Annotated in this window: 25 protein-coding genes and 2 pseudogenes; 11 read left to right on the top strand and 16 right to left on the bottom strand. The window is 69.7% G+C overall.

The window, feature by feature from the left end; genetic code table 11:
- Positions 1-122, bottom strand: a pseudogene (locus tag ACFXJ5_RS37905) (AraC family transcriptional regulator); the annotation flags it as partial.
- Positions 123-277: 155 nt separating this feature from the next.
- Positions 278-499: an SGM_3592 family protein gene (locus ACFXJ5_RS37910; RefSeq protein WP_384641980.1), complete on the bottom strand. Its 222-nt coding sequence runs from the start codon at positions 497-499 to the stop codon at positions 278-280.
- A 235-nt stretch (positions 500-734) separates the two neighbouring features.
- Here ACFXJ5_RS37910 and ACFXJ5_RS37915 point away from each other — a divergent pair, with 235 nt between their 5' ends.
- Entirely contained in the window at positions 735-1259 is a 525-nt protein-coding gene (locus tag ACFXJ5_RS37915; protein WP_384641983.1) for a PH domain-containing protein, read from the top strand.
- Positions 1260-1379: 120 nt separating this feature from the next.
- Here ACFXJ5_RS37915 and ACFXJ5_RS37920 read toward each other — a convergent pair whose 3' ends face one another.
- Complete coding sequence (locus ACFXJ5_RS37920; protein ID WP_384641985.1) at positions 1380-2633, bottom strand: MFS transporter; 1254 nt, start codon at positions 2631-2633, stop codon at positions 1380-1382.
- Positions 2634-2767: 134 nt separating this feature from the next.
- Here ACFXJ5_RS37920 and ACFXJ5_RS37925 point away from each other — a divergent pair, with 134 nt between their 5' ends.
- The gene (locus ACFXJ5_RS37925; RefSeq protein ID WP_384641988.1) at positions 2768-3733 is read left to right on the top strand and encodes a LysR family transcriptional regulator; all 966 of its coding nucleotides are present in this window, start codon (positions 2768-2770) and stop codon (positions 3731-3733) included.
- Positions 3734-3780: 47 nt separating this feature from the next.
- On the opposite strand, the gene ACFXJ5_RS37930 is transcribed toward ACFXJ5_RS37925, so the two are convergent.
- Positions 3781-4062 (bottom strand): excalibur calcium-binding domain-containing protein, encoded by a 282-nt coding sequence (locus ACFXJ5_RS37930; RefSeq protein WP_384641991.1) that lies wholly within the window; start codon positions 4060-4062, stop codon positions 3781-3783.
- Positions 4063-4558: 496 nt separating this feature from the next.
- Positions 4559-5269 (bottom strand): TetR/AcrR family transcriptional regulator, encoded by a 711-nt coding sequence (locus tag ACFXJ5_RS37935; RefSeq protein ID WP_384641993.1) that lies wholly within the window; start codon positions 5267-5269, stop codon positions 4559-4561.
- Positions 5270-5408: 139 nt separating this feature from the next.
- Here ACFXJ5_RS37935 and ACFXJ5_RS37940 point away from each other — a divergent pair, with 139 nt between their 5' ends.
- A complete protein-coding gene (locus ACFXJ5_RS37940) occupies positions 5409-6110 on the top strand; it encodes an NAD(P)-dependent oxidoreductase (RefSeq protein ID WP_384641996.1) in 702 nt (233 codons plus the stop codon).
- Positions 6111-6271: 161 nt separating this feature from the next.
- On the opposite strand, the gene ACFXJ5_RS37945 is transcribed toward ACFXJ5_RS37940, so the two are convergent.
- A complete protein-coding gene (locus ACFXJ5_RS37945; RefSeq protein WP_384641998.1) occupies positions 6272-6418 on the bottom strand; it encodes a hypothetical protein in 147 nt (48 codons plus the stop codon).
- A gap of 127 nt (positions 6419-6545) precedes the next feature.
- On the opposite strand from ACFXJ5_RS37945, the gene ACFXJ5_RS37950 reads away from it, so the two are divergent.
- From ACFXJ5_RS37950 to ACFXJ5_RS37960, 3 genes are read left to right on the top strand one after another with little or no spacing between them, the layout of a single operon-like run.
- Positions 6546-6923: an effector-associated constant component EACC1 gene (locus ACFXJ5_RS37950; protein WP_384642000.1), complete on the top strand. Its 378-nt coding sequence runs from the start codon at positions 6546-6548 to the stop codon at positions 6921-6923.
- Between the two features lie 16 nt (positions 6924-6939).
- Positions 6940-9387, top strand: a complete 2448-nt coding sequence (locus ACFXJ5_RS37955) for a caspase, EACC1-associated type (RefSeq protein ID WP_384642003.1) — start codon at positions 6940-6942, stop codon at positions 9385-9387.
- A complete protein-coding gene (locus ACFXJ5_RS37960; protein WP_384642005.1) occupies positions 9384-10754 on the top strand; it encodes an extracellular solute-binding protein in 1371 nt (456 codons plus the stop codon). Before ACFXJ5_RS37955 ends, ACFXJ5_RS37960 begins: the two co-directional genes overlap by 4 nt.
- A 509-nt stretch (positions 10755-11263) precedes the next feature.
- Here ACFXJ5_RS37960 and ACFXJ5_RS37965 read toward each other — a convergent pair.
- Positions 11264-12139: an LLM class flavin-dependent oxidoreductase gene (locus ACFXJ5_RS37965; RefSeq protein ID WP_384642008.1), complete on the bottom strand. Its 876-nt coding sequence runs from the start codon at positions 12137-12139 to the stop codon at positions 11264-11266.
- A gap of 269 nt (positions 12140-12408) precedes the next feature.
- Positions 12409-13428 carry an aldo/keto reductase gene (locus tag ACFXJ5_RS37970; protein ID WP_384642011.1) on the bottom strand — a complete coding sequence of 340 codons (1020 nt, stop codon included), beginning with the start codon at positions 13426-13428 and terminating at the stop codon, positions 12409-12411.
- A gap of 157 nt (positions 13429-13585) precedes the next feature.
- Here ACFXJ5_RS37970 and ACFXJ5_RS37975 point away from each other — a divergent pair, with 157 nt between their 5' ends.
- Both ACFXJ5_RS37975 and ACFXJ5_RS37980 read left to right on the top strand, forming a co-directional pair.
- A complete protein-coding gene (locus ACFXJ5_RS37975; protein ID WP_384642014.1) occupies positions 13586-14176 on the top strand; it encodes a TetR/AcrR family transcriptional regulator in 591 nt (196 codons plus the stop codon).
- Positions 14177-14462: 286 nt separating this feature from the next.
- Positions 14463-14909, top strand: coding sequence for an anthrone oxygenase family protein (locus ACFXJ5_RS37980; protein WP_384642016.1), 447 nt, complete (start codon positions 14463-14465; stop codon positions 14907-14909).
- A 490-nt stretch (positions 14910-15399) separates the two neighbouring features.
- On the opposite strand, the gene ACFXJ5_RS37985 is transcribed toward ACFXJ5_RS37980, so the two are convergent.
- Genes ACFXJ5_RS37985 through ACFXJ5_RS37995 form a run of 3 tightly spaced genes read right to left on the bottom strand, consistent with a single transcriptional unit; the run spans position 15400 to position 17395 of the window.
- Entirely contained in the window at positions 15400-15630 is a 231-nt protein-coding gene (locus tag ACFXJ5_RS37985) for a tautomerase family protein (RefSeq protein WP_384642019.1), read from the bottom strand.
- A gap of 29 nt (positions 15631-15659) precedes the next feature.
- Positions 15660-16571: an SDR family NAD(P)-dependent oxidoreductase gene (locus tag ACFXJ5_RS37990; protein WP_384642022.1), complete on the bottom strand. Its 912-nt coding sequence runs from the start codon at positions 16569-16571 to the stop codon at positions 15660-15662.
- A gap of 41 nt (positions 16572-16612) precedes the next feature.
- A complete protein-coding gene (locus ACFXJ5_RS37995; protein WP_384642025.1) occupies positions 16613-17395 on the bottom strand; it encodes an SDR family oxidoreductase in 783 nt (260 codons plus the stop codon).
- A gap of 158 nt (positions 17396-17553) precedes the next feature.
- Between ACFXJ5_RS37995 and ACFXJ5_RS38000 the strand changes: the two genes are divergently transcribed.
- Positions 17554-18465 carry a helix-turn-helix transcriptional regulator gene (locus tag ACFXJ5_RS38000; RefSeq protein WP_384642027.1) on the top strand — a complete coding sequence of 304 codons (912 nt, stop codon included), beginning with the start codon at positions 17554-17556 and terminating at the stop codon, positions 18463-18465.
- Here the strand turns inward: ACFXJ5_RS38000 and ACFXJ5_RS38005 are convergent.
- Both ACFXJ5_RS38005 and ACFXJ5_RS38010 read right to left on the bottom strand, forming a co-directional pair.
- Positions 18425-18919 (bottom strand): annotated as a pseudogene (locus ACFXJ5_RS38005) (helix-turn-helix domain-containing protein); the annotation flags it as partial. The gene ACFXJ5_RS38000 and the pseudogene ACFXJ5_RS38005 sit on opposite strands and share 41 nt — an antisense overlap.
- A gap of 83 nt (positions 18920-19002) precedes the next feature.
- Positions 19003-19506, bottom strand: coding sequence for a polyketide cyclase (locus ACFXJ5_RS38010; protein WP_384642030.1), 504 nt, complete (start codon positions 19504-19506; stop codon positions 19003-19005).
- A gap of 399 nt (positions 19507-19905) precedes the next feature.
- Between ACFXJ5_RS38010 and ACFXJ5_RS38015 the strand changes: the two genes are divergently transcribed.
- On the top strand, positions 19906-20301 hold the full coding sequence (locus tag ACFXJ5_RS38015) for a GNAT family N-acetyltransferase (RefSeq protein WP_384642033.1): 396 nt from the start codon (positions 19906-19908) through the stop codon (positions 20299-20301).
- Positions 20302-20464: 163 nt separating this feature from the next.
- On the opposite strand, the gene ACFXJ5_RS38020 is transcribed toward ACFXJ5_RS38015, so the two are convergent.
- From ACFXJ5_RS38020 to ACFXJ5_RS38030, 3 genes are all read right to left on the bottom strand, one after another.
- Positions 20465-20998, bottom strand: coding sequence for a GNAT family N-acetyltransferase (locus ACFXJ5_RS38020; protein ID WP_384642076.1), 534 nt, complete (start codon positions 20996-20998; stop codon positions 20465-20467).
- 376 nt (positions 20999-21374) lie between these two features.
- A complete protein-coding gene (locus ACFXJ5_RS38025) occupies positions 21375-21887 on the bottom strand; it encodes a TetR/AcrR family transcriptional regulator (protein ID WP_384642036.1) in 513 nt (170 codons plus the stop codon).
- A 76-nt stretch (positions 21888-21963) separates the two neighbouring features.
- The gene (locus ACFXJ5_RS38030; RefSeq protein WP_384642039.1) at positions 21964-22542 is read right to left on the bottom strand and encodes a TetR/AcrR family transcriptional regulator; all 579 of its coding nucleotides are present in this window, start codon (positions 22540-22542) and stop codon (positions 21964-21966) included.
- Positions 22543-22630: 88 nt separating this feature from the next.
- Here ACFXJ5_RS38030 and ACFXJ5_RS38035 point away from each other — a divergent pair, with 88 nt between their 5' ends.
- On the top strand, positions 22631-23512 hold the full coding sequence (locus tag ACFXJ5_RS38035; RefSeq protein WP_384642042.1) for an SDR family oxidoreductase: 882 nt from the start codon (positions 22631-22633) through the stop codon (positions 23510-23512).
- Positions 23513-23526: the final 14 nt, after the last annotated feature.

Raw genomic sequence — 23526 nt, forward strand, 5'->3', positions numbered from 1 at the left:
GCGCCGCGGGCGAGCGCCTCGACGTCCAGCGGCTGCGCGTACTCCCGGTCGATCCGGTCGCGGACGCGGCGCAACCGCGCGAGGTCACTCAGGCGCTGCGCCGTGTCGGGTGTGCTGGTCACCCATGAAATCGTGCCACGTCGCGCCAGACATGCCTAGCGCCGCCGGCGTCCCACCCCACTCCGCGTCCGCTCCGGCCCGGTCTGCTTCGTCGTTAGCCGTCGGGCGCCGACGGCGCGTCCGGCCGCGCGATGGAGTAGATCTCCGGGGCAGCTGTTCAGCGCCTGCGGCGTCGTCGGGCGCGGGCCTTGCTCCAGAACCAGCCGGCGGGGGGTGCGTCACTGCGCCAGGGCTGGGGTTCCGGGGCTTCCCGTTTCCAGAGGGCGCTGAGCATCCTGGCCCTGCCGGAGAGCTCGTGGGCCTGGGCATTGCGGACAAAGGCTTCGTCGAGGACCACGTCGTCCCAACTGTCGTCCCGAGGAGCAGATTCGGTTGTCATGGCGGATGTTCCCGGTGGTCGGTTGACTGAGAGGCGCCTGACGCCTTCGTATCCTTGGTACGCGCCGACTCTTAAGAGCGCGGTGAAGAAGATCGCCCGCCGTCCGCATCATCTGCATCCGTGCACTCGGACCTGCGGCTCATTGCCCCGGCAGCCCGTTACGGGGCCGGGTTGGCCGTAACCACGCCGTCCCGGCTCCGCCTGCCCGTAGGTGGCAGTTGGGTGGTGTGCCAAGATGCGCGCCATGCCTACTGTTGATCGCTATCTCGCCGAGGATGAAGAGCTCATCCACGTCACCCGGCAGCACTGGACCCAGCTCGTCGGCGAGTTCGCAGTGTTGTGTCTCATCTGGGCAATAGTCGGGGCAGCCGGCTGGGCGCTGCCGGATGGCCGGGACTGGGCCAGGACCGGGACATACGTGGTGCTCGGTGTGGGACTGCTCGTCTCCGTGTGGTTCTGGCTGGTCCCGTTGTTGAAGTGGCGCAGCACGATCTACATCCTGACCACACGGCGGATCCACATGCGAGCCGGTTTCCTGGCCAAGACCGGTCGCAGCATCCCGCTGGAGCGGGTCAATGACATCTCGTTCGAGTCTTCGCTGTGGGAGCGGATCATCCGGTGCGGGACGCTCAAGATCGAGTCTGGTTCCGAGCAGGGTCTGATGACCTTGAAGCACGTTCCGGACCCCGAGGGGCTCAAGACCATGGTCTATGAGGCCATGGACGACGAGCAGGATCGCGAACACGCGGCCAACGGATGACGCCACCGGCGCGATGACCGCTGGGCGGCCCCGGACACCTGCTCTTGTGCGACCGTCGACGTTGTTCCGAATCCGTACCGGCGTCCCGTTGGCGGGACCTGCCGGAGCGAGGCTCCGGCTTCAGACGCGATCGATGGCTTTTTGGACTCCGGTGAGCTTGTTCTGGGGCGCGTTCTCGCGGCGCGGGAGCAGCAGCGGGGTGGCCAGGAGGAGGACTCCGGCGACCGCGATCGCGGTGCGGGGGCTGGTGACGGCGGCCAGCAGACCCCATACGGCGGTCAGGGTCGCGATGGCGGCGCTGCTGCTGATCGACCAGGCGGTCAGGGTGCGGGCGACCCGGTCTGGGGCGGTGTGGTCGAGCCGGTAGGTGGCCAGCATCGGGTTGAACAGGCCGATGAAGGTCACCAGTCCGAGTTGGAGGGTGATGATGAGTACCATCCCGGGAACGCCGGGCCGGACGAACGCCAAGCCGACAGGCCAGCACGCACGCAGCACCCCGGCGGTGCGCATCACCTTGTGCCGCCCGAACCGCGCCGCGAGTGGCCGCGCGAGGCGTGAGCCGACGAGACCACCGACGCAGGGGGCCGCGAACACCAGACCGTACTGCCAGGGTGCGAACCCGAGGCCGCCCAGCAGGAGTACGGCGAGCAGCGGCTCGGAGGCCATGATCAGGCCGTTGACCACGATCACGTTGAAGAACAGCGGGCGCAGCGTGGGGTGGGTGAGGATGTAACGCCAGCCTTCGAGCAGATCGCCTGCCCGCAGTCGCTGCGCACCGGTCCGCGTGGGGTGCGGTTCCGTCCCGCCGATGGCGCGGATGCCCAGCGCCGAGAGCAGGTAGCTGACCGCATCGGCCACCACGGTCGTCACCGGGCCGAACAGCCCGATCGCGGCGCCGCCGAGCGGTGGTCCGACCGTGGTCGAGGTCCACGTCGTGGATTCGAACCTGGCGTTCGCGACGAGCAGGTCCTCCGGCGGCACGAGCGCCTTCAGATACGCACCGCTGGCCGCGTTGAAGGCGATGTTGGCCGCGGCCACGACGACGGAGACGACGAGGAGTTGGACGAAGCTGAGCCGGCCCAACGCGAACGCGGCGGGGACACTCATCAGCGCCGCGAACCGGGTCAGGTCCATCGCCACCAGGACCGGCCGCTTACGGCGGAACTCGACCCATGGACCGAGCGGCACCGCGACCAGGGCTCCCACGGCCCGCCCCGAGGCGGCCAGCGCCGCCACCTGGGCCGGCCCGGAGTGCAGCACGAGGACCGCGATCAGGGGAAACGCACCGAACCCGAGCCCCGTGCCGTACGAGCTGACCGCATACGCCGCCCACAACCACCCGAACCGCCGCCCCAGCGCCCGCCTACCTGTCATACCCAACGCACCTCTCGCCGACCTGAACAACCACACGCTGACCATGGGCATCAAAGCGAGTAGCAGACGGCAGGATCAAACAACCGACCCGCAAGGAAAGCACAACCGATCGTTGTGCAGATAGCCTGGCCGGCGTGGATCTCGATGCTGTGCGCACCTTCGTGACCGCTGCGGACGCGGGACGGTTCCAAGACGCCGCCGCCGAATTGTCGATCACCCAACAGGCCGTCTCCAAACGCATCGCCACGCTGGAGAAGACCCTCGGCGTGCGGCTGTTCACCCGCACCGCGCGAGGAGCGAAGCCCACCATCGACGGACAGGCGTTCCTGCCCCACGCCCGCGATCTCCTACGAGCCGAAGAGCGGGCAGTCGCCTCCGTACGTCCCGGCCGCCGCGCGCTGCGCGTCGACGTGATCGGCCGACGGCTCGGCCCGGCTGCCCTGCTGGGCGACTTCCATCGCGCGCACCCCGAGGCCGAGCTTGATGTCGTGACCCTCTCCGACGCCGACGCGGCCATCGACGCCATCCGGTCCGGCACGATCGACGCGTCCTTCCGCGCCGTCACCATGCCCGGCCGGCAGCTCCCCGACGACGTCGAGGTCGCCCGGGCCTTCGACGAGCCCGTCCAGCTTCTCACTGGACCGGCCCACGAGTTCGCCGCCGCCCGCGCGGTCACGCCTGCCGAACTCGTCGGGCACCGGATCTGGATGCCCGGTCTTGTTCCCGGAACCGAGTCGGCCGCCTACTACGCTGACCTCGCCGCCGCGTTCGCGCTCACCATCGAGATCACCGGCCCCGACTTCGGCACCGAGCCCCTGCTGGACACCATCGCCGACTCCCGGTCACTGGCGACCTTCGTCGGCGAGCAGACGCGCCTCGTCTGGCCCGCCGACCACGGCCTGCGGCGCATCGCCGTGCGTGATCCGACACCGGTCTACCCGCACTCACTGGTATGGCAGTGCGACAACCCGCACCCGACACTCGCCGCGCTCCGCGACCACCTCTGCTCCGGGCGGTTCCACCACTCTGACGCCGAGACCTGGACATCGGCATGGGCACAGTCGTCAGGACCCACGGACTGTCATGGCGGCGCGCCCTAGAGGTCTCGCCCGGAGCGCCGGGCGGGCCTCACGGACGCCGAGGCCACTCAGGTTTCACAGGCGACGCCGTCTCCGTCACGGTCGAGGCCGGACCTGTAACCCGGGTCTCCCTGGTAGAGGGGCGCGGCTCCAGCGGCACGGACCTCCGTGCAGTTCGCGTAGTACGTCGAACCACCACCACCCGAACCGCCGCCACTGCCACCAGCAGCCTGGGCAGTGACCGTCGTCCGCACCGTGGTCGTGGCCTTCACCGTGACCGTCGCGGCCGGCTTGGGCGTGGGTGTGGGCTTGGGCTTCACCGTCTCGGTGGTAGTCGCGGTAACCGTCACAGCCGCGACGGGAGCAGGCGATGACTTCGCCGCCGGCTTACTGCCAGAGTTGCCGCTCGCCCCCGCACCAATGCCGAGGAAGAAAGCGAACCCGATCGCGGGCAGCACGTACCGTTTCCGCGCCCACCTCGGCCGGGCCCCCGGGGGCTGCCGGACGGGCTGAGTGGGTTGCCCCCATTGCTGCTGTCCCCATTGCGGCGGCTGAGTCATTACGTCCCCCAATGTGCGGTACCTGAGGGCAAGACCGTACTGCCGGGAACGCACCCCGCAACCGTGCATGAACCAGAAGTGACACTCCCGTGATGCGACAGGCGCCGAGCAGGGACACCGAGGCCAACTGTTGGAGGCGCATGCCACAGTGACCCTCCGGAATTCGGGTGCGAGACCCAGCCGGCGAAGCGGCAGGGGTCGGCCTGAGGGGGCCATCGCGAAGGTCGGCGGACCCCTCACCCTCATGCCGAGTGGTCAACTCGACGGAGCTCTTTGGGTAGGGCCGTTACCCCTGCGGGGTGATGCCCAAGGACCGGATGAGCTGGGCCAGTTCCTCACGGAAGAGCTTTTCCGGGCTGAGGGCCTGAGTCTGCAGGTGGCCGTAGATCTCGAGTGACACCAGGCCGTGCAGGTGGCTCCAGATACGCAGGGCGAGGGCTACGGCGGCCGGGGGCAGGTCGGGGAAGGCCGGGCGGACCTTGTCCAGCAGACCTGGGTCGAAGTCGGACCACTCGAAGTCGCTGTCCGCGTAGCGGTTTTCGGCGTGCGGCCAGGCGGCGGCCGCCAGCGCGGTGATGCCGGTGCAGACACGGTGGGCGGCGTCCGGGGCGGCGCCGCCCTCGGGGGGGCGGTAGCCGGGTACGGGGTCACCGTAGATGAGGCGGAAACCCTCGGGGTTGGCCAGTGCCCAGTTCCTGAAGGCGCAGGCCCATGCCTGGATCCGGGCGGCCGGGTCGTGAGCGGGGGCGGCGTCCCAGGCGGCGTCCACCGTGTCGGCCAGCGAGGTGTAGACGTTGTTGATCAGCGTGGTGACCAAGTCGTCACGGGCGGCGAAGTAGCCGTAGATGGCGTTGGCCGTCATCCCCATCTCTCGAGCGATGGCCCGCAGCGTGATGGCATCGGGCCCGCCCGAGGCCATCAACTCCAGCGCGACCTTCTTGATCTCGGCGGTCGTCTCGGCCCGCAACCGCTCGCGGCGCCCTTTGGTGCTTCCCACGGTACCCACGGTCAGCCACTCTACAGCGTCATGATGCTGAGTGCCGTATCAGTACTTCACACTGTATAGTCTCTGTGTGCCGTGAAGAGAAGACAACGGCAAGGGCAACTGACGCATGAGCAACCACCAGGGGAGAACCATGCACATCGGAGTCATCGGGGCCACGGGCGGCATTGGCAGTCGCGTCGTCACCGAAGCACTCGGCCGGGGGCACCACGTCACGGCTTTCAGCCGCGACACCACGCGGATCGACGAGGACCGGAAGAACGTCGTCTGGCAGAGCGTCGACGTCCTCGACGCCGACGCCATCGCCGCCGTCATACCCGGCCTCGACGTCCTGATCAGCGGGTTCCAGCCCGGAAATGCCGCTGAGGACATCGCCGACACGGTGGCCCGCTCGATCGCCGATCCCACGGTGTACGCCACCGCCGCGCGAGCGCTCCTGAAGGCGCTGGAGCGCCATCCGCGGACCCGGCTCATCGTCATCGGCGGCGCCGGCAGTCTGGAGATCGAGCCCGGACTCGTACGGGCCGACTCCGACGAGCTGTTGCACGAGACCCTCGACGCGATCGGCTTACCGAGGGAGTACGCCGCCGCGGTGCGCGGCCACCGGGACGCCCTGGACGTCCTGCGCACCTCCAACCGGTTGTGGACCTACTTCAGCCCCGCGGAGGACATCGCGCCCGGCGAGCGTACGGGCCGGTTCCGGATCGGCGGCGATCAGCCGGTCCTTGATGCGGACGGGCGCAGCCGCATCTCGGCGGAGGACGCCGCCGTCGCCCTCGTCGACGAGGCGGAACTGCCCCGCTTCGTCCAGCGCCGCTTCACCATCGGCTACTGAATTGACGTCGGCGGCCCCATTCGCAGCCGGCGGGGGCCCTGGCAGCGCGGCGCCGCGTCGGTACTGACCGGGTGTTGACGCAGACCCGGGATCCTCGGGGGGGAAGTCCGTGAACTTCCCCCCCGAGGAATATCGGGCTCTGTCGTCAGCAGGGCGTCTGGTCAGGGAGAGGTCTCGCGGCAGGGAAGCAGGTCGCAGCGTTCGGCTGCGGGCTGTTGCTTGTTGACGGCGGGGAGCGCCGAGATGAGTCGGGAGAGCGCGAGAAAGTCCGCGTGCCGATCCGCCACCGACTCGTCTTCCGTGTTCACCGCCAGGGGACGAACGTACCGAAGGTTTACGCGGGCAACTGCACGCCACTGGGCGACTGATGATGCGTCAGCGTAGAGTGGGGATGACGGGACGCCTGTCGACGACGACGGGGGAGGCGGCGCGCACATGACCACGAACGAGCACGCGGTGACGGTGACACTCGACGGGGCCAAGGACCCGGCCGAGGATCTGCGCAGGCTGGAGCTGTGGCTCCGTACGGACGAGGCGCTGGCGCCGTTGCTGGAGCACCGCGAGCGTCCGGGCGGCGACGCGATGGGTATCGGCTACGACCTGTTGGTCCAGGTGCTCCAGGAGACCCTTCAGGTGACCGCGCTCAGCCTGCTGCGCTGTGTTTACGACCATCTCCGCAACCGCCCGGCCGACGATCTGAAGGTCATCGTCCAGGCCCGGGACGTGCAGGTGGTTCTGACCGGCCGGGACACCCTCACCCGTGGCGAACTGGAGGCGATGGCGGCCCGCATCCGCCAGGCCATCGGCGAGTAGGCCGGCGGGCGCAGGTATGGCCTACGAGCCTTTCGCGTCCCGTTCGCGGGCGGTGCTGATCGGGGTGGCGAAGTACGAACATGCCCTGGATTTCGCCAACATCCCGTCCGCCAACGCCAACACGGCCCAGCTGCGGGCCGTCCTCACCTCCGGCGCCCTCGGTCGGCTCATCCCGCGCACCGTGGAGACGCTGGACGAGCCGGCGACCCGGGACCGGGCGCTGGAGGCGATCCGTACGGCGGTGGCGCAGGCGCAGGACCTGCTGTTCTGCTATTTCAGCGGTCACGGGTACATCGACCTCGAAGGGGACCGGCCCGAGCTCTACCTCATGACGCGCGAGTCGACGAAGGCCGGGGCACGCCTCGACGGCATCCCGTACACCGCGCTGATCCAGCTGCTGGCCTCCTCACGCGCGGACCGGGTCGTCCTCGTCCTGGACTGCTGCTTCGCGGGGAACGCCGGGCTGCTGCCGCTTCCCGACCGGCCGTTCTCGCTCATCACCTCCTCCCGGGTGGGCTCGCGCATCCACAAGGGCGACGGCATCGACCCGACCCCCTTCACCACCGCTCTCGTCCGCGTCCTGCGCGAGGGCACGCACACCCACGACCCCGTCACCGTCGGCACGCTGGGCATCCGGCTCGGCGAACTGGCCGCCGAGCAGGGCGAGATGCCCGACGCCGACTACGACCCGTGGCAGCCGACCGAGCGTTCCAGCGGCGGCGCCGGCGACACCGTGCTCTCCCAGGCCCGTCGGCCCGTCCCGACCCCCGCCTGGCAGCGCGCCCTGGGCCGCTTACGGCTGCGGCTGCGCCGCATCGTCGGTTACGCGGCCTTCGGCTGGACGTGGACCGCGGGGCCCGGCCAGCCGCTGTGGCACCGGGCCGTCGGCGGCTGCACCGCGCTCGCCCTGCTGGCCGGCGGGGTCACGGGCTACACGGCCGCCAACCGCCCGGCGCCGCTGTGCCCGGCGCCGCTGGAGTTGCGGGTGCTGACCTCGCCGGAGACGAGGGGTGCGGTGGCCTCCGTACTGGACGCCTTCCAGGAGAGCGCCGAGGCCACGATCCCGCTGACCGGCGACGGCAGCCGCCCGCGCGGCTGCGGCCAGATCAACACCACGGTCTACTCCGCCCCCACCGACAAGGTGGCCGCCGCCTTCCGCGACTCCGCCGCGTGGGCGGAGCCCGAACGGGCCTGCGCGTCGTCCACGTCAGCCACCTGCCACAGCCCGCTCGTGGAGGTGGGCGCCCACCCGGATGTCTGGATCCCCGAGTCCTCGTCCGCGTACACCCGGGTCCAAGAAGCGGCCCAACGCCCGGAAAGCGTCGTGGACTTCGGCACGCCCCGCACCCTGGCCCGATCGCCCGCCGTCGTCGCGGCGACGGAGGACCTGCCCGGCGCGGAGCGCACCGGCAGCACCCTCGCCCAGCTGGTGAAGGCCGCCGGCGACAAGGGCGTCACCGTACGCAGCGCCGACCCCCGGTCCTCCGACGCGGCCCTGGACCTGCTGCTGCACCTCCCGGCCTCGGCCAGGAGCTTCACCGCCACCGACGACCGTGAGCTGGTCTGCCAGGCCCGCACCGGCCTCAGCGACTCCCCGCCGCAGCGGCTCGCCCTCCTCACCGCCGAGTCCACCGTCGCCGCCCTCACGACGAACCTGGACTCCCGCCCGCCGTGCCTGGGCGACTCGACCGATTCGTACGCCGTCTACTACCCGCGCGACGTGCCCCCGCTGGACCTCACGTACATCCCCGTCACCTGGGAGACCAGTCATTCCGACCGCGCCGACCGCACCGCCGCCGTCCAGCGCCTCGCCGCCTGGCTCACCTCCCCCTCCGGGCAGCGCGAACTCGCCGCCCAGGGCTTCCGTACGACCGCTGCCGCCGCCGGCTCGTGGCGGGACTACCGCTACGCCGTCCGCCCCGTCACGGGCGGCGGTTCCGCGTCGGCCGCGCGCATCTCCGCTCTCCTCGCCTCGTACGCCGCCGCGGGGGAGGGGCGCCGCGACGTGCTCTTCGCGGTCGACGTCTCCAGCTCGGCGTACTCGGGCGGCAACATCCCGGTGATCAGATCCCTCCTCACGCGCGCCGCCAAGTCCCTCACCCCCGAGGACCGTTACGGCATCCTCGCGGTCCCCGGCGACACGGTGCTGGCCCTCGGAACGCACAGCGGCGGCCAACTCGACGCCGCGCTGCGGGCGCTCGGGGCCGTCAAGCGCGATGCGCCGATCAGCGCCACCCTGCAGGACGCGCCCAGCTCTCTGTCCGTCCTCGTCCTGGTCACCGACGACGAGGACAGCGCCCGCGCCACCGCACCGGATCCGCCACTGAAGATGCCCGTCGTGGTCGTCTCACTGGAGGACTTCGGCTGCGCGCTCGCCTTCAACAAGAAGCTCACCGAGCACGACGGCACCTGCATCGACACCTCCGAGGACATCGCCGACCGCCTGGTGGAGGCCCTCACATGAGGCTCCTGCCGGGGCCCATCCCGGTCGTCGTCGGAGCGATCCTCGCCGCCCTGGCGGTGCTCACCGCCTGCGCCGGCGGCGCCGCTCCCGCCCCCGGCCCGGCCCCCGAGACCTCCCGCCCGCTGCTGGTCGCCAGCGGCGCCGACCTCACCAGCTCCACGTCCGCCGGAGTCCGCCGCGAGCTGATCGACGAGTGGAACCGACGCAACCCCAAGCGGCCCGCCCAACTCGTCGAACTTCCCCGCGCCACGGACGACCAGCGCAGCGAACTCGTCGGCGCCCTCCAGTCCGGCACAGCCACGTACGACGTCGTCAACCTCGACATCACCTGGATCCCCGAGTTCGCCGACAGCGGCCTCATCCGGCCGCTCTCCCCGTCCCTGCTCGACGGCGACTTCCTCCCGCAGGCCGCCGATGCCGGCCGCTGGAAGGGCAAGACGTACGCCGTCCCCTTCAATACCGACGTCGGCCTCCTCTACTACCGCACCGACGACCTCATCAAGGCGGGCCCCCGCCCGGCCGACCTCGCGTCGTACCAGCGGCTCGGCGATCTGCTCGCCGCCGTACGCCCAACCGGGCACACCACCTATACGACCCAACTGCGCGCCTACGAGGGCCTGACCGTCAACACGCTGGAGGCGTTCTGGACCGCCGGCGTCAACCTCGTCGACGGCGAAGGCCGCTACATCGGCACCGAGGCGGACCTCCGCAGGGGCCTCGACGAGCTGAACCGCCTCACCACCGCCGACTACCTCAACCCCGAGTCCCTCGAGGCCGACGAATCCGTCAGCCTCGCCGAGTTCGCCCAGGGCGCGAGCGTACTGATGCGCAACTGGCCGTACGCGTACAACCGGCTCGACGCCGCCCTCGACCCCTCCTCCTCCGCGACCCGCTTCGGCGTCGCCCGGCTGCCCGGCGTCGCCGCCCTGGGCGGACAGAGCCTCGGCGTCACGGCCACCAGCTCCCGACCGGACGACGCCGCCGACCTGATCCGCTTCCTCACCGGCAAGGACAGCCAACGCGCCCTGCTCCAGGCCGGGTTCGCCCCGGCCCGGCAATCCGCTTACGGGACGCCCGACAGCGCCTGCACCCCCGGCAACCCGGACGCCTGGTACTACGACCGCCCCGACGGCAAGGGCTCCGAGCCCTCCGCATCCCCCTCCGGCAGCGGGCGGCGCCCCGGCTACACCACCCTTCTGTGGTGCGCCCTGCGCGAGGCCCGCGCCCGCCCCGCCACCAGCCACTACGTCACCTTCACGCGCCTGATCCAGCGCGAGGTCCACCACATGCTCGCCGCCCACACCGGAGTCGACGTCACCGCCCGCCGTCTGCAGGCGCGGCTGGCCAAAGCCCTGGGCGGCCGCTGAGATCCGGCCGTCCCGGAAGGCGAGGCGTCGGGGAAAGTCCATCGTGGTGTCGCCCATCGTCATGAGGCACGACGATCACGGGATACTCGCCCGCGGTCAGCGTCTCAGCGACGTGCCGCTCACGTTCTCGGCCGGGCCAGTTGGACAACGCCTCACCGGACTTGCCCTGCCTGTGGCCGGTCCACCAGGACATCCGGCCGTCGCGATGCCTCTGTCCGGGGAGGGCGGCCCGAGCTGCGTGACCAGGCCGTGCAGGGCCGACCGGAAAGCCTCGACGAACAGGGTCGGTTCGGCGTTCCCCGCCACATCGCCGAAGTGTCTAGCAGCGTCCCGAACGCCCCGCGCAGCGGCGCCGATGTCGCCGCGTCGGCGAAGGGGAGGCCGGTATCGCGTCGTCGCGCGCGGGGTTGCGCTCGGCGAAACCCCGCTTGCTGCGGAAGTGACCGTAGAGCACGGGCCGCGCTCGGCCAGTCGGCGCGTGGTCACGGCGTCCCAGCCGAGGGACTCGGCTAGGACGACGTGCTGATGAGCTCGTCGGTGACCCACCGTGCGACGTCGGCGGGGTAGGGCGCCGGCAGTCCGAGGACGATGTGCCGGAAGCCGGCGTCGAGCGCGTCGCCGATCGCGTGCTGGGTGACGCTGGGCTGGTCGTAGGAGACGGGCAGGTGGATCGAGCGGGTGATCGAGGCGGGGTCGCGACCGATCTCGGCGCAGTAGCGGTCCAGCAGGGCGCTGCGGCGGACGCCGTCGTCGATGTCGCCGCCTGGGATGTTCCACAGGTCGGCGTGCTCGGCGACCACGCGCAGCGTCGCGGACGAGCGTCCGCCGATGAGGATCGGCGGGTGGGGGCGCTGGACGGGCTTGGGGTTGCCGAACGCTCCGGTGAGGTGGTGGTAGGTGCCGTGGTGGTCGAACGGTTTCTCCTCGGTCCACAACCGCCGGATCACCGTGCAGGCTTCGGCGAGGCTCCCCACGGCGTGCGCGGCGTCGTGGTAGGGCAGGCCGTGTGCTTCGTACTCACGCCGGGCCAGGGGATGGCTGGGTCGTGACCCGGCGCCGATGCCGAAGTCGAGCCGTCCACCGGAGACGATGTCGACGGTCGTGGCGATCTTGGCCAGCATCGCGGGCGGTCGGAACCGGTTGCTGGTCACCAGGACGCCGAGCCGCAGTCGTCGGGTGTGGGCGGCCAGGGCCGAGAGCAGTGTCCAGCCTTCGTAGGTCGGTCCGTCCGGGTCGCCGCCGATGGGCATGAGGTGATCGAACAACCACGCATGCTCGATCTCCGGGATCGTGTCCGCCTCGCGCCAGACGCGCAGGACGTCGTGGTAGTCGACCTGCATGGGGGCGGTGATGATCCCGAAACGGGGCGGGGGTGTGTGTGGCATGGGTCTCTTGGTCCTTTCGACACCGGCAGTGCGCCGACCGGGCGCGGTACCGAGGTTCAAGCGGAACGTGTTTCCGGAAGATTGCGGGACTTGATTCGCTTGGCCGATCGCAGCGAGGACGTGGCGTTCACCCGCGAGGAGCCGCAGCACGTCGGATCTCGGCGGGTGCCGGCGTGTTGGAGGAAGAACAGCCTCTCGCCGGGCACCTGCGCGATTCCCGCGGGTGCGGGAGCTGCGGGAGAGGATGTGGAGCCTCTCCCCTCGGACGATCAGCGGCGCCGCAGTGACGGGTCGAGCAGCGCGGGCGGCGTGTCGAACTTCTCGTGCGCGGCCAGGTCGGTGCCGGGGGCGACGGTGGCGTCGATCGCGTCGAGTACGTCGGCGGAGAGCACGGTGTCAGCGGCGGCGAGTTGCGAGTGCAGGTGGGCCAGTGTGCGGGGGCCGATGAGCGCGCTGGTCACGGCGGGATGCGCGGTCACGAATCCGAGCGCGAGCTGGATCATGGTCAGGCCGGCCTCGTCGGCGACCTTGGCCAGCTGCTCGACGGCGTCGAGCCTGGCCCGGTTGGAGGGGATGGCGGTGTCGAAGCGTTGCGGCATCAACGTCGAGCGGCTGGTGGTGATTTCCTGGCCCTCACGGATCGCGCCCGACAGCCAGCCCGAAGCCAACGGGCTCCACACCAGCACACCGAGCCCGTACTCCTCGGTCACGGGCAGCACGTCGGTCTCGATTCCGCGCTGCAGGATCGAGTAGCTGGGCTGTTCGGTGACGTAACGGCTCAGATGATGCTCGCGAGCGGTCCACTGGGCTTGTACGAGGCGGTATGCGGGGAAAGTCGACGAGCCGAAGTAACGGATCTTTCCCGCGCGCTGCAGGTCGGTCAACGCCGACAGCGTCTCCTCGTCGCCGGTGCTCGGGTCCCACCGGTGGATCTGGTAGAGATCGACGTGGTCGACACCGAGACGGCGCAGGCTGTTGTCCAGCTCGGTGACCAACCAGCGGCGCGAATTGCCCTGATGGTTGCGCTCGTCGCCCATGGCCATGCCCGCCTTCGTGGCCAGCACGATGTCGTCGCGGCGTCCGGCGATGGCTTTGCCGACCATCTCCTCCGACTCGCCGCCGCTGTACCTGTCGGCGGTGTCGATGAGGTTGATCCCGCCCTCGAGAGCGGCATCGACGATGGCTGTGGCCTCGTCCTGGGTGGTGCGCCCGATCTCGCCGAAGTTCATCGCGCCGAGCGCGAGGGAGCTGACCTGCACACCGGTGCGGCCCAAGGTGCGGTACTGCATGACCGTGTCTCCTCCATTGCGGATGAAGCGTGGTGACAAATGCGTGATTGGTTGTCGGCCCCCTGCTCTGGCATCATGAGCAAACGGAACCTTGTCCCGTTTGACGATACGGAACGTTGTCCCGTTTAGCAATCTCGGTAACGGAAGGAACGACGCGGTGAACGACAGCGACCGGAGCGCAGGGCACCCAGCCCCGCCCAAACGAGCGGACGCCCGGCGCAACAAGGAGACTCTGCTCGACGCGGCCGCCGCGGTCTTCGTCAGGTCAGGCGTGGAAGCGCCGGTACGCGACATCGCGGCCAAGGCCGGCGTCGGGACGGCCACGATCTACCGCCACTTCCCGACGCGAGCGGATCTCATCATCGCCGTCTACCGGCACCAGGTCGAGGCCTGCGCCGAGGCCGGTCCAGCCCTGCTGGCGACCAGCGCAACTCCTCACGCCGCACTAGGGCGATGGATCAACCTCTTCGTCGATTTCCTGGTCACCAAGCACGGACTCGCCGCCGTGCTGCAGTCCGACAACGCCGGCTTCGACACGCTGCACGCCTACTTCCTCGACCGCCTCCTGCCCGTGTGCAGCCAGCTGCTCGACGCTGCGGCCGGTTCTGGCGAGATTCGATCCGACCTGGAGGCCTACGAGCTCATGCGCGGCGTCGGGAACCTCTGCATCGGCGCAGAAAGCGATCCCCACTACGACGCACGTCGACTGGTCGAGCTCCTCATCGCAGGACTACGCCGACCGCACTGACGATCGGTTCGGCAGTCGACGCAGGCCGGCCACCCCTGCGGCGATCAGCGCGAAGCGCGGATCCTCGGCGGCCCCGCTGGGGCCGTCGAGGCTGAAGTGGAGGTGACGCTTTCGCTGGCCGTCGCGACGATCAGCTGGTGGCGGTCGGCCCGCTCACGCTCCTTGCGCTCCTGCCGGCACACCTCTGACCTAGCGATGCTAGACATTCGAGCACTGACCCATCTAGCATTGCATCACAATCTAGCGATGCTAGAAAACGCGACAGACCCAAGCCTCGGGAGGGGTCATGCAGAACGCACTGGCCGTCATCACAGTCGTGGTCGTCGGACTGCTGGTGGGCGTGGAGTTCGCGGTGGCGGCCTTCGTCAACCCGATCTTCGACCGGCTGCCGAACGACGGCGGCCTCGCGGCCCGCAGCGACGGAGCCCGGGTCCTCGGCAAGGTGATGCCGTTCTGGTACGTCGGCTCGGTCGTACTCGGTGCGATCTGGGCGGTTCTGGCGTGGGGCGACGCCAGGGAGGGGCTTGTCGTCACCGCCACCGCCTTGCTCGTCCTGAGCGTGCTGATGGCGATCACCCTGCTCGTCCCGATCAACTCCCGCGTCGCCCGGTGGACCCACGACAGCGTCCCGGCGGATTGGAAGCAGCAGATCGGCCGCTGGGACCGGTTCCACTCTGTGCGCGTCGGCGTCATCGTCGCGGCATTCGTTCTGCTGGTCGTCGGCCTGACGTGACGCCCAGGCGTCTGCGGAGTCCAGGCTCGGCTCACACCGTTACCGCCGTCCTTCATGGCGCAGGTACTGGAATTGCGGAGACCCTCCGTGACACTTGAGGAGTCCGCAAAGCGGCTGGTCGAGTGCTCTGACCGGGAACGTTCGCCGGGGTGGTCGTCCGGGCGGTTGGATGCACGGTGACATCCGGTTCGGCTGCTGGGGGTGTCGGACCGAGACGGCACGCACCGGCTCCATCGGTCACATAGGGAGCGAGAGCAGGCGGACCTCTCCAGCAGGCCAATTCGCGCCGTCGCGCAGTGGCGTCCACATGGTCCGCAGCGGCATGATCACGGGCCCCGGGTTGTTCGACATGGACGTCCTGTACGGGGACACAGTGAAGGGCTTCGCTGATCTCACCGACCCCCGGATGAACGAGGCCGTGTGGCGCACGCTCGACCCGGGGGCCCTCGGTTTCAAAGGTGCTGTCCTGGCCGAATGCCGGCCGGTGCGGTCAGGCGCCGCTGGTGTCTGTTGGTGCCTCGCCGCCGAGCATGGCGAGAGTCAGCACGTTGCCGGAGATGCCCCAGCCGCCGTCGGGGACCTCTTCGATCAGAACCATGGTGGTGGCGCGGGCGCGCTCGCCGTAGAGCTCGACATACAGCTCGGTGGTGCGGGTGACGATCTCCTCCTTCTGCTTCGGGGTGAGGGTCTTCTCGAGGACCTTGAAGTTCGCGAAAGGCATGACTGGTCGTTCCTTCTCTCAGTGGGGCGTTACAGGGAGCTGCCTGCGGTGAGCAGGCTGTCCAGCCCGATGCGGCGGAAGAAGTCGGCGCGGATGCGGTCGGCGACCGCGGAGACAACTTCGCTGCCGTCTCGACTGGGGTCTATGTGGGTGCGCAGAGGCCGAGTGCCGTGCTTCATCGCGACCAGTCGCGCGACGTCTTCAGCGACCTCGGTCACATCGGCGTCCGAAGGGATGAGCGCGGCCAGGCGCTTGCCCAGATCGCTCATAAGGGGTTGGTGACGCTGGTCGTAGGCTTCCGCACGGTCGACGTCGGCGGGGGCGCCCGCGTTGGCGAAGTGGTTGGTGCCGGTGGTGAACGCACCGGGCACCACGATCGCGGTGTCGATGCCGAACGGGAGCACTTCGGCGGCGTAGCGGACGGCCAGGGCGTCCATCGCGGCCTTGGCGGCGAAGTACGGGGCCAGGAACGGGGGGCAGCCGCCGCGGGTACTGGAGCTGCCGATCCACACCAGCAGCCCCGAGCCCTGCTCACGCAACTTCGGCAGGGCGGCGCGGTTGACGCGCTGGGTGCCCAGAACATTCACGTCGTACAGGTCCGCGAACTGCTCGGTGGTGAACGCCTCGGCGGCGCCCAGGACCATGTGCCCGGCGTTGTGCACGACCGCGTCCAGCCGGCCGCGCTCGGCGAGGATCCGGTCGACCGCGGCGTCGGCGGAGTCCTGGGAGGTGACGTCCAGCTCGACGGCGTGCACGTCGACCCGGTGGTCGGTGCCGTAGCGCGTCAGGTCGGCCGCCGCGGTCGCGTTGCGGGTCGCGATCTGGCGGATGCCCGCGTACACGGTGTGACCGGCGAGGGCCAGAGCACGCACGGACAGTGCCCCGATGCCGCTGGAGGCCCCGGTGACGAGGATGACCTTCCCTGTTTCGTCGTTCGTCATGACAGGGCCTTTCGTTGATCGATGGAATGGCTGCGGGCGGTTCAGATGATTCCGCCGTTGGCGCGGATGACCTGTCCGTTGATCCAGTGGCCGGTCGGGGAGGCCAGGAACGCGACGACCTCGGCGATGTCGGCCGGGGTACCGAGGCGCTCCAGCGGGGGCTGGGCGGCCAGGTGGGCGATGGTCTCCTCGTCCTTGCCGTCCAGGAACAGGTCGGTGGCCGTGGGGCCGGGCGCGACGGTGTTGGCGGTGACGTCCCGGCCCCGCAGCTCCCGGGCCAGGATCAGCGTCAGCGCCTCGACCGCGCCCTTGCTGGCCGCGTACGCGCCGTAGCCCGGGAAGGCCAGCCCCACCACGGACGTGGAGAACGTCACGATCGCGCCGCCGGGGCGCACACGACGGGCGGCCTGCTGGAGGACGACGAACGCGCCGCGGATGTTGGTGCGGTGCAGGTCGTCCAGGACGGCCAGGTCCAGCTCGGCGATCGGAGCGAGTTGCATCCGCCCGGCCGCGTGCACGACTACGTCGACGCCGCCGAATTCTGCTTCGGCCGCGTCGAACAAGGCCGCGACCGCGCGTTCGTCGGCGACGTCCGCGCGCACTGCGATCGCCCGGCCGCCGCTGGTGACGGCCTCCTTCACGGCGGCTTCGGCCTCGTCCTGGTTGCCGGCGTAGCCGACCACGACGGCGTACCCGTCGGCGGCCAGCTTGCCGACGGTCCGGCGGCCGATGCCGCGCGAGCCGCCGGTGACGATCGCGACACGGGGTGAGGCGGCGGGCTGGGCCGAGGCAGCGGTCCCGTCGGGGGAAGTGGGGACAGGCATGGCTGACTCCTGTGGTGGAAGGGGGTCGGGCCGCGGTCTTGCCGTTGCCCTGCTGCGTCCTCCACGATCGGCCGGTCCACCGTCCCTAGCCAGGGCTGCGTCTACCCAGGGGATGCCACCCCCTGGCTGCGCTCCGGCGTACGAGCGACCATGGAGGGGTGAACCTTCCAGAACTCGGTGCCTTCCTCAGGACGCGCCGCGACCGCATCCGCCCCGCCGAGGTCGGTCTCCCCCAAGGCCCGCGCCGGCGCGTCCCCGGGCTGCGCCGCGAGGAAGTCGCGCAGCTGGCAGGGCTGTCGGCCGACTACTACACCGAGCTGGAACGCGGCAGCGCGAAGAACGGCGTGCAGCCCTCGGCCCAGACCCTGGCCGCCCTCGCCCGAGCCCTGCGCCTGAACGGCGACGAGCGCGACCACCTGTTTCACCTGGCCGAACGGCCGATCCCCCCGTCGGCACACGGACCATCGGCACACGTGCAGCCCGCGCTCCTCGGACTCCTGGACCGGCTGTCCAACACCCCCGCGCGCATCATCACCGACCTGCACGAAACCCTGGTGGAGAACGACCTGGCCCTGACCCTGCTCGGCAGGTCCCCGGCAGGCCGCGGCCCGGCGGCGAGCCTCGTGTACCGCTGGTTCACCGACCCGCAGGCGCGCGAGATCTACCCGCCCGAGGACCACCCGCACCACTCCCGGGTGTTCGTGGCCGACCTCCAGGCAGCGGCCGCCCGGCGCGGCCGGGACGCGGAGGTCACGAAGATGGTCGCCGTGCTACGCCGCCGCAGCCAGGAGTTCGCAGCCCTCTGGGACACCCACGACGTCGCGGTGCGCCGCATGGACCACAAGAGGATCGTCCACCCCATGCTCGGCGTCATCGAACTCGACTGCTACAACCTCCTCAGCGAGGACGGACGGCAACGCCTGCTGTGGTTCACCGCCCCGCCCGGAAGCCCGGGAGCCGAGCAGCTCGAACTGCTGTCTGTCGTAGGGACCCAGGAGCTGAGCGTCACGGAGGGCATGGCACCGGAGAGGTTGTCCGCAGCGGCTCGGGTGATTCCTTCCATCTCTTGATGCGCTGGAAGGTGACACTGCGGCGGGCGAGCAGGCTGCGTAAAGTCTCGCGGCCGATCCGGATCACCCGGCCGTGGACTTTCCGCAGGTAGGCGACGAGTTTGCGCAGTGACCAGCGGGTGAAGGGCTGGCCGAGTTTGGCGGGGCGGGTGGCGGCCGTCTGGATGACGAAGTCCTTGTCGTCAAGGTTGAGTCGGCGGGGACGGCCTCCCGCCCACTGAGGGTCCAGGCAGGCCAGGCCGATCTCGTTGAAGCGGTGGATCACATCTCGGACGGTGTCCTCGTCGGCCTGCACCAGCTGGGCAATCACTGGCACGCGGTTCCCGCCAGCCGAGGCCAGCAGCATTATCGCGCGCCGATAGTGCACAGAGTTGGTACTGCCCCGACGCACGATCTGCTGCAGCTTCTGCCCCTCCTGGCCGGTCAGTCTGCGCACACGAACAGGCTCGGCCACCGCGCCTCCAGCGGTCGGATCGGACGTCACCTCACATCCAACCGCTCCGAGCACCAACCCGGCGAACCTACGCGGTCACAGCACTAGCCGCCGGGCGTCGAGGCCCGGGACGTCGGTGCGGCAAGCTCGGCCAGGTGGTGCAGCGAGTTGGTGAGATGCTCAGGGCCGAACGGCGGGAACTGGATGCCGCGATCCCGGATGAACTGCGGCACCGCCGACCAGTCGTAGGTGAGCGTGACCTCAGTCTCGGACGGACCGAGCGGCGCAAGGTCGTAACGCCAGATCCAGCCGCCGAACTCCAGGTGACCGTCGCCCTTCTCCTGCCCGGTCAGCCAGCCAATGGCGCGCGGCGGGTTGAGCACCTGGACCTTGTTGACCACCTGGTAGTAACCGTTTGGATGGTCGGCGTGATACATGTCCATCCGGAAAATCTGCCCCACCTCGGTCAGCGGCGCCCGGTCGACAGATTCCTCAACCCAGCCCGTGCCATCGATCGCAGAATGAGTCCTCGGGTCCGCCAGCACCGCGAACACCCTCGCGGCGGGCACGGCGACAGTCAGGGTGGCGCTCACGTTCTCCTGGCCCACGGTGTGCACGCTCCTTGTCATCTCATCTCGGGCCTCCCGCAGGCGCGGAAGGGGGACGTTCCCAACATGCAGACGACGCGGCGAGGCGGAATTCATCGGTCGTGTGGGCGGAACCCGCACCCGTGCCACCCATGGCGGGCTTGTAAGGGCCAAGTTTCGAGGGCCGGGGAGGCAGCTTCTTCCGCGGCTCAGGCTACGCCGACGACTGCAGTACCGGCCGGAATTACTCGCCGGACTTCTCGCGAAGACCGGACTCGACCCACAGACCCGTTGAGAGCAGCACTTGAATCGCAAACTTCCCAGACGGCTCAGGAATGGCGGAGGTTTTCTCAGCGGTGATCATTTCCGATCCTGCCTGCGGAGGAGGATCGGGCAAGGGTGGCGGTCTACGCTCGCGGCATGACGATCATGTATGAGTGGCGGGGCGACTTGGACAACGCCGCGGTCAATGCGCTGCATGCAGAGGGCTTCAACCATCCGACCCTGGATGTCGATTGGCTGACCCGTGTGCAACGCCACAGCCTCGGCTGGGTCTGTGCACGTGATGACGGTGACCTCGTCGGCTTCGTCAACGTCGTGTGGGACGGCGGCGTTCACGCGTTCATCCTGGACACTGTGGTCGCGGGGGGCCACCGCCGGTCCGGGATCGGAGCCGAACTCATCGCCGAGGCCGCCCGGCAAGCCCGCGAAGCCGGATGCGAGTGGCTGCATGTCGACTTCGAGGACGACCTACGGTCGTTCTACTTCGACGCCTGCGGGTTCAAGCGGACAATGGCAGGTCTCATCGCGCTCTGAGCCGGCCTCGCTGCACGACGCCCCCGGCCATGGACAGCCGTCAAAACACGCCCTCGTTGGCCGCCGGACGGCCGCACCGAGTTACACCACCCCTAGGGACGTGACCTTGGACCGTTGCCGAAGCCGCAATGGTGGGGTCTGCGGTGCCCTCAGCAGGTGCCTGTCACTCCGGCGCCGAACGGGGGCGGCCGACATCGTCACGCGGAGCGGAGAAATCCTCAAGGCTGCGAAGATACGTCAGGCCGGGGCGACCAGAGAGCCGTGTCTCGCCGGTGACGGTGAACCCTGTACGGGCCAGCACGGCTCGGGACGCCGCGTTGTCGAGGGTGGTGGCGGCCCGCAGGGCGGTCAACCCGTACCTGTCGGCGGCAAGGCCGAACACCTCCCGCACGGCCGACGTGGCCAGCCCCCGACCCGCGGCCCGCTCTGCGATCCGATACCCGAGCCCGGCACCGCCATCCGCCACGTCCACCAGGTTGACCCGCCCCAGCACCTGGCCCGCAGCGCCGACCAGCACGTGGAAATAGCAGACCCCGGCCTCCTGCTCGGCCAGCAGGTCACGGTGCCGCTCGTCGAACCGGGCGAAGTAGTCCTCGCCTCGATCAGGGATGGACGCTGCGAAGTAGGCCCGATTCTCCCGCTCGAAGGCGAGGAGCGCGGGGGCATGGTCCGGACGAAGCAGCTGCAGCTCGGGCATATTGGAGAACTTCTGCTCAGTTGCCACGGCCTGACCCTACTCAAAACGTGTACCTGCTGCGCTTTTTTTCGCCGGGCAAGGGCGTTGTCGTGGGTCGATGAGGAGAAGCAAGATGTAGTGATCCAAGACTGGGAAGGTCGTCGACGAGGGCACGCATGCCGAGTGCCTGGCGACGGGCGCCATCCCCGATCACGAGACCGTGGTCCGCATCCCGGCGCGCATGGCGTCGATTCTCAGGGCGGCTGCCGATGCCGTCGAACGTGCCGAACTTTGATGAGCTGCTGAGGTCGGCCGAGCACTCGGCCGTCCGTCTGGAGATGCGCGCCGCGTACGGAGTGGACGACGAGGCGGCTCTCCGGTCCGGACCGTGGCCGTCCTATGGCCGGGGTAGGAGGGCCAAGGCGGTTTCGGCGATCGCGCGCAGCGAGTCGGGGCTGCTTCCGCCTTTGCCCAGCGCTTCGATCCCGCGCAGCACGGCCAGCAGGAGCCCGGCGAGCCGGGCGGGGTCCGCGTCCGGCTTGATGTCGCCCGCCCGCTGCGCTCCCGCGATGCAGGAAGAGATCAGCTCCTCGATGGCCGCGAACGTCCGGCGGGCGGTCGCCGCGACGGCTGGATCCTGCCCCGACAGCTCGGCGGTGCCTTTGGCGAGGAGACAGCCACGCAGGAAGACGTCCGAGGCGGTGGCCTTCGCCACCGCCAGTACATGCGCGCGCAGCCGTTCGTAGGCGCCGGCATCCGGGCCGTCGAGGGCCCGACGCACGGCCTCGACCAGTCCGGCGCAATGGTCGTCGAAGGTGCGCAGGAACAGTTGGTGCTTGTCGCCGAAGGCGCCGTAGAGGCTGCCCTTGCCCAGACCGGTGGCCGCGGCGATGTCGTCCACCCGGCTCAAGCCATGTGACGCGACAGAGGGCGCAGCACTCACGGCGCCGACAGGGCCCGGTCGGCGAACAGTCGGGTGGCATTGATCAGCCCAGCGACGCAGTTGCCGCGCGCAGGTCCTCCAGGGCTGCCAGTGCATGAGGCGCGAGCCCTTCTGTGTCATCGCGATCGCTTTCGGACCACTGGGCGTAGCCCCGCTTGAACGCGAGGACTCCCAGCTCGCCCGCGAGGTGCGCAGTCGACTCGGGGACACCTCGGGCGATGAGCGCGGCTGTCATGGCGGCCGCGAGACCGACGCTCTTGAGGGCGTCACGCTCCTGAAGTTCGGTGCTGGCTGCCACAGCTGCTTTGAGGCGGGGGCCGAGTTCGCGGTTGGTCGGCCCCATGGCGCTTGATGCGCGCTCGAGACCGGCTGCCACCGCCTGGAGCGGGCTGGCGCTCGCAGGCGCCTCGGTGATGCCGTCGGCGAGCAGCCTGCTGAGCGTCTCCTGGCCGGCGACCAGTAGCTCTCGCTTGTCGGAGAAGTACCGGAAGAAGGTGCTCTTGGTGACGCCGGCGCGCTCGGCGATCTGCGTCACTGTGGTTGCGTCGTACCCCTGCTCGGTGAACAGGTCGACGGCCGCAACGACGAGTCGCTGGGCCGCCCCTGGTTGCCATCTAGCCATGAGACCAGAATAGGTGATGGGACACCTGTCCCGTCACCGTGTAAGGTCAGTGATGGGACAACAGTCCCATCACTTTCAGGGAGAGCTCATGCACGTCTTCATCACCGGCGGTACCGGCACCATCGGCTCCGCCGTCGTCGCCGAACTGCTCAGCAACGGCCACACCGTTCTCGCACTGGCTCGCTCGGACGGCTCCGCGCAGACCCTTGAGAGCGCCGGCGCCAAGGTGCTGCGAGGAGATCTGGCGGACCTCGACGTCCTGCGGTCCGGCGCTGCGCAGTCCGACGGCGTGATCAGTCTGGCGTTCGGACGCGACTACAGCAGTCCGGATGCGCTCGCGCAGGCCATCACCGAGGAGAGCGCTGCTCTCGCCGCGCTAGGGCAGGAACTCATCGGAAGCGACCGCCCGATCGTCGCGGTCTCGGGTACGCCCTGGGTGCCGGATCGCGCCTCCACCGAGGCCGATCCGCTGCCGTCCGACGGACCGGTTGGCGGTCGGGGCCGTTCGGTCAATACGCTGCTGGATCTGGCCTCGAGTGGTGTGCGCAGCACGGCTGTCCGCATGCCGCGCACGGTCCACAACGAGGGCAAGGGCGGATTCGCCGGCCTGTTGACCGATCAAGCGCGCCGCACCGGAGTGGCCGGCTACCCGGGCGACGGCACCCAGCGCTGGCCGGCCGTGCACGCGCTCGACGCAGCGGTCCTGTTCCGTCTGGCCCTCGAATCGGCACCGGCCGGGACAGCCTGGCACGCCGTGGCCGACGAGGGCGACGCGGTGCGGGACATCGCTACGGTCGTCGGCCGACGGCTGGGCCTGCCGGTCGAGGCGGTGTCGGAGGAGACCTTCGGCCCGTTCGGCCCGATCTTCGCCATGGACCAGCCTGCATCCAGCACCCACACCCGCAACGCCCTCGGGTGGCAGCCGACGCACCCCAGCCTCCTCGAGGACCTGGAGAACATTCAGCCCTGACGGGTTTCGACAGA

Origin of the sequence: Streptomyces sp. NPDC059373 (genome assembly GCF_042751495.1) — a bacterium.
Classification (GTDB): domain Bacteria; phylum Actinomycetota; class Actinomycetes; order Streptomycetales; family Streptomycetaceae; genus Actinacidiphila.

Coding starts and splice junctions, on each gene's coding strand:
- ACFXJ5_RS37915 (WP_384641983.1), top strand. CDS start 735: ATGCGCGCCATGCCTACTGTTGATCGCTATCTCGCCGAGGATGAAGAG.
- ACFXJ5_RS38015 (WP_384642033.1), top strand. CDS start 19,906: ATGACGATCATGTATGAGTGGCGGGGCGACTTGGACAACGCCGCGGTC.
- ACFXJ5_RS37955 (WP_384642003.1), top strand. CDS start 6,940: ATGGCCTACGAGCCTTTCGCGTCCCGTTCGCGGGCGGTGCTGATCGGG.
- ACFXJ5_RS37995 (WP_384642025.1), bottom strand. CDS start 17,395: ATGCCTGTCCCCACTTCCCCCGACGGGACCGCTGCCTCGGCCCAGCCC.
- ACFXJ5_RS37985 (WP_384642019.1), bottom strand. CDS start 15,630: ATGCCTTTCGCGAACTTCAAGGTCCTCGAGAAGACCCTCACCCCGAAG.
- ACFXJ5_RS37920 (WP_384641985.1), bottom strand. CDS start 2,633: ATGACAGGTAGGCGGGCGCTGGGGCGGCGGTTCGGGTGGTTGTGGGCG.
- ACFXJ5_RS37910 (WP_384641980.1), bottom strand. CDS start 499: ATGACAACCGAATCTGCTCCTCGGGACGACAGTTGGGACGACGTGGTC.
- ACFXJ5_RS37950 (WP_384642000.1), top strand. CDS start 6,546: ATGACCACGAACGAGCACGCGGTGACGGTGACACTCGACGGGGCCAAG.
- ACFXJ5_RS37960 (WP_384642005.1), top strand. CDS start 9,384: ATGAGGCTCCTGCCGGGGCCCATCCCGGTCGTCGTCGGAGCGATCCTC.
- ACFXJ5_RS38020 (WP_384642076.1), bottom strand. CDS start 20,998: ATGCCCGAGCTGCAGCTGCTTCGTCCGGACCATGCCCCCGCGCTCCTC.
- ACFXJ5_RS38030 (WP_384642039.1), bottom strand. CDS start 22,542: ATGGCTAGATGGCAACCAGGGGCGGCCCAGCGACTCGTCGTTGCGGCC.
- ACFXJ5_RS37980 (WP_384642016.1), top strand. CDS start 14,463: ATGCAGAACGCACTGGCCGTCATCACAGTCGTGGTCGTCGGACTGCTG.
- ACFXJ5_RS37965 (WP_384642008.1), bottom strand. CDS start 12,139: ATGCCACACACACCCCCGCCCCGTTTCGGGATCATCACCGCCCCCATG.
- ACFXJ5_RS38035 (WP_384642042.1), top strand. CDS start 22,631: ATGCACGTCTTCATCACCGGCGGTACCGGCACCATCGGCTCCGCCGTC.
- ACFXJ5_RS37970 (WP_384642011.1), bottom strand. CDS start 13,428: ATGCAGTACCGCACCTTGGGCCGCACCGGTGTGCAGGTCAGCTCCCTC.
- ACFXJ5_RS37990 (WP_384642022.1), bottom strand. CDS start 16,571: ATGACGAACGACGAAACAGGGAAGGTCATCCTCGTCACCGGGGCCTCC.
- ACFXJ5_RS37940 (WP_384641996.1), top strand. CDS start 5,409: ATGCACATCGGAGTCATCGGGGCCACGGGCGGCATTGGCAGTCGCGTC.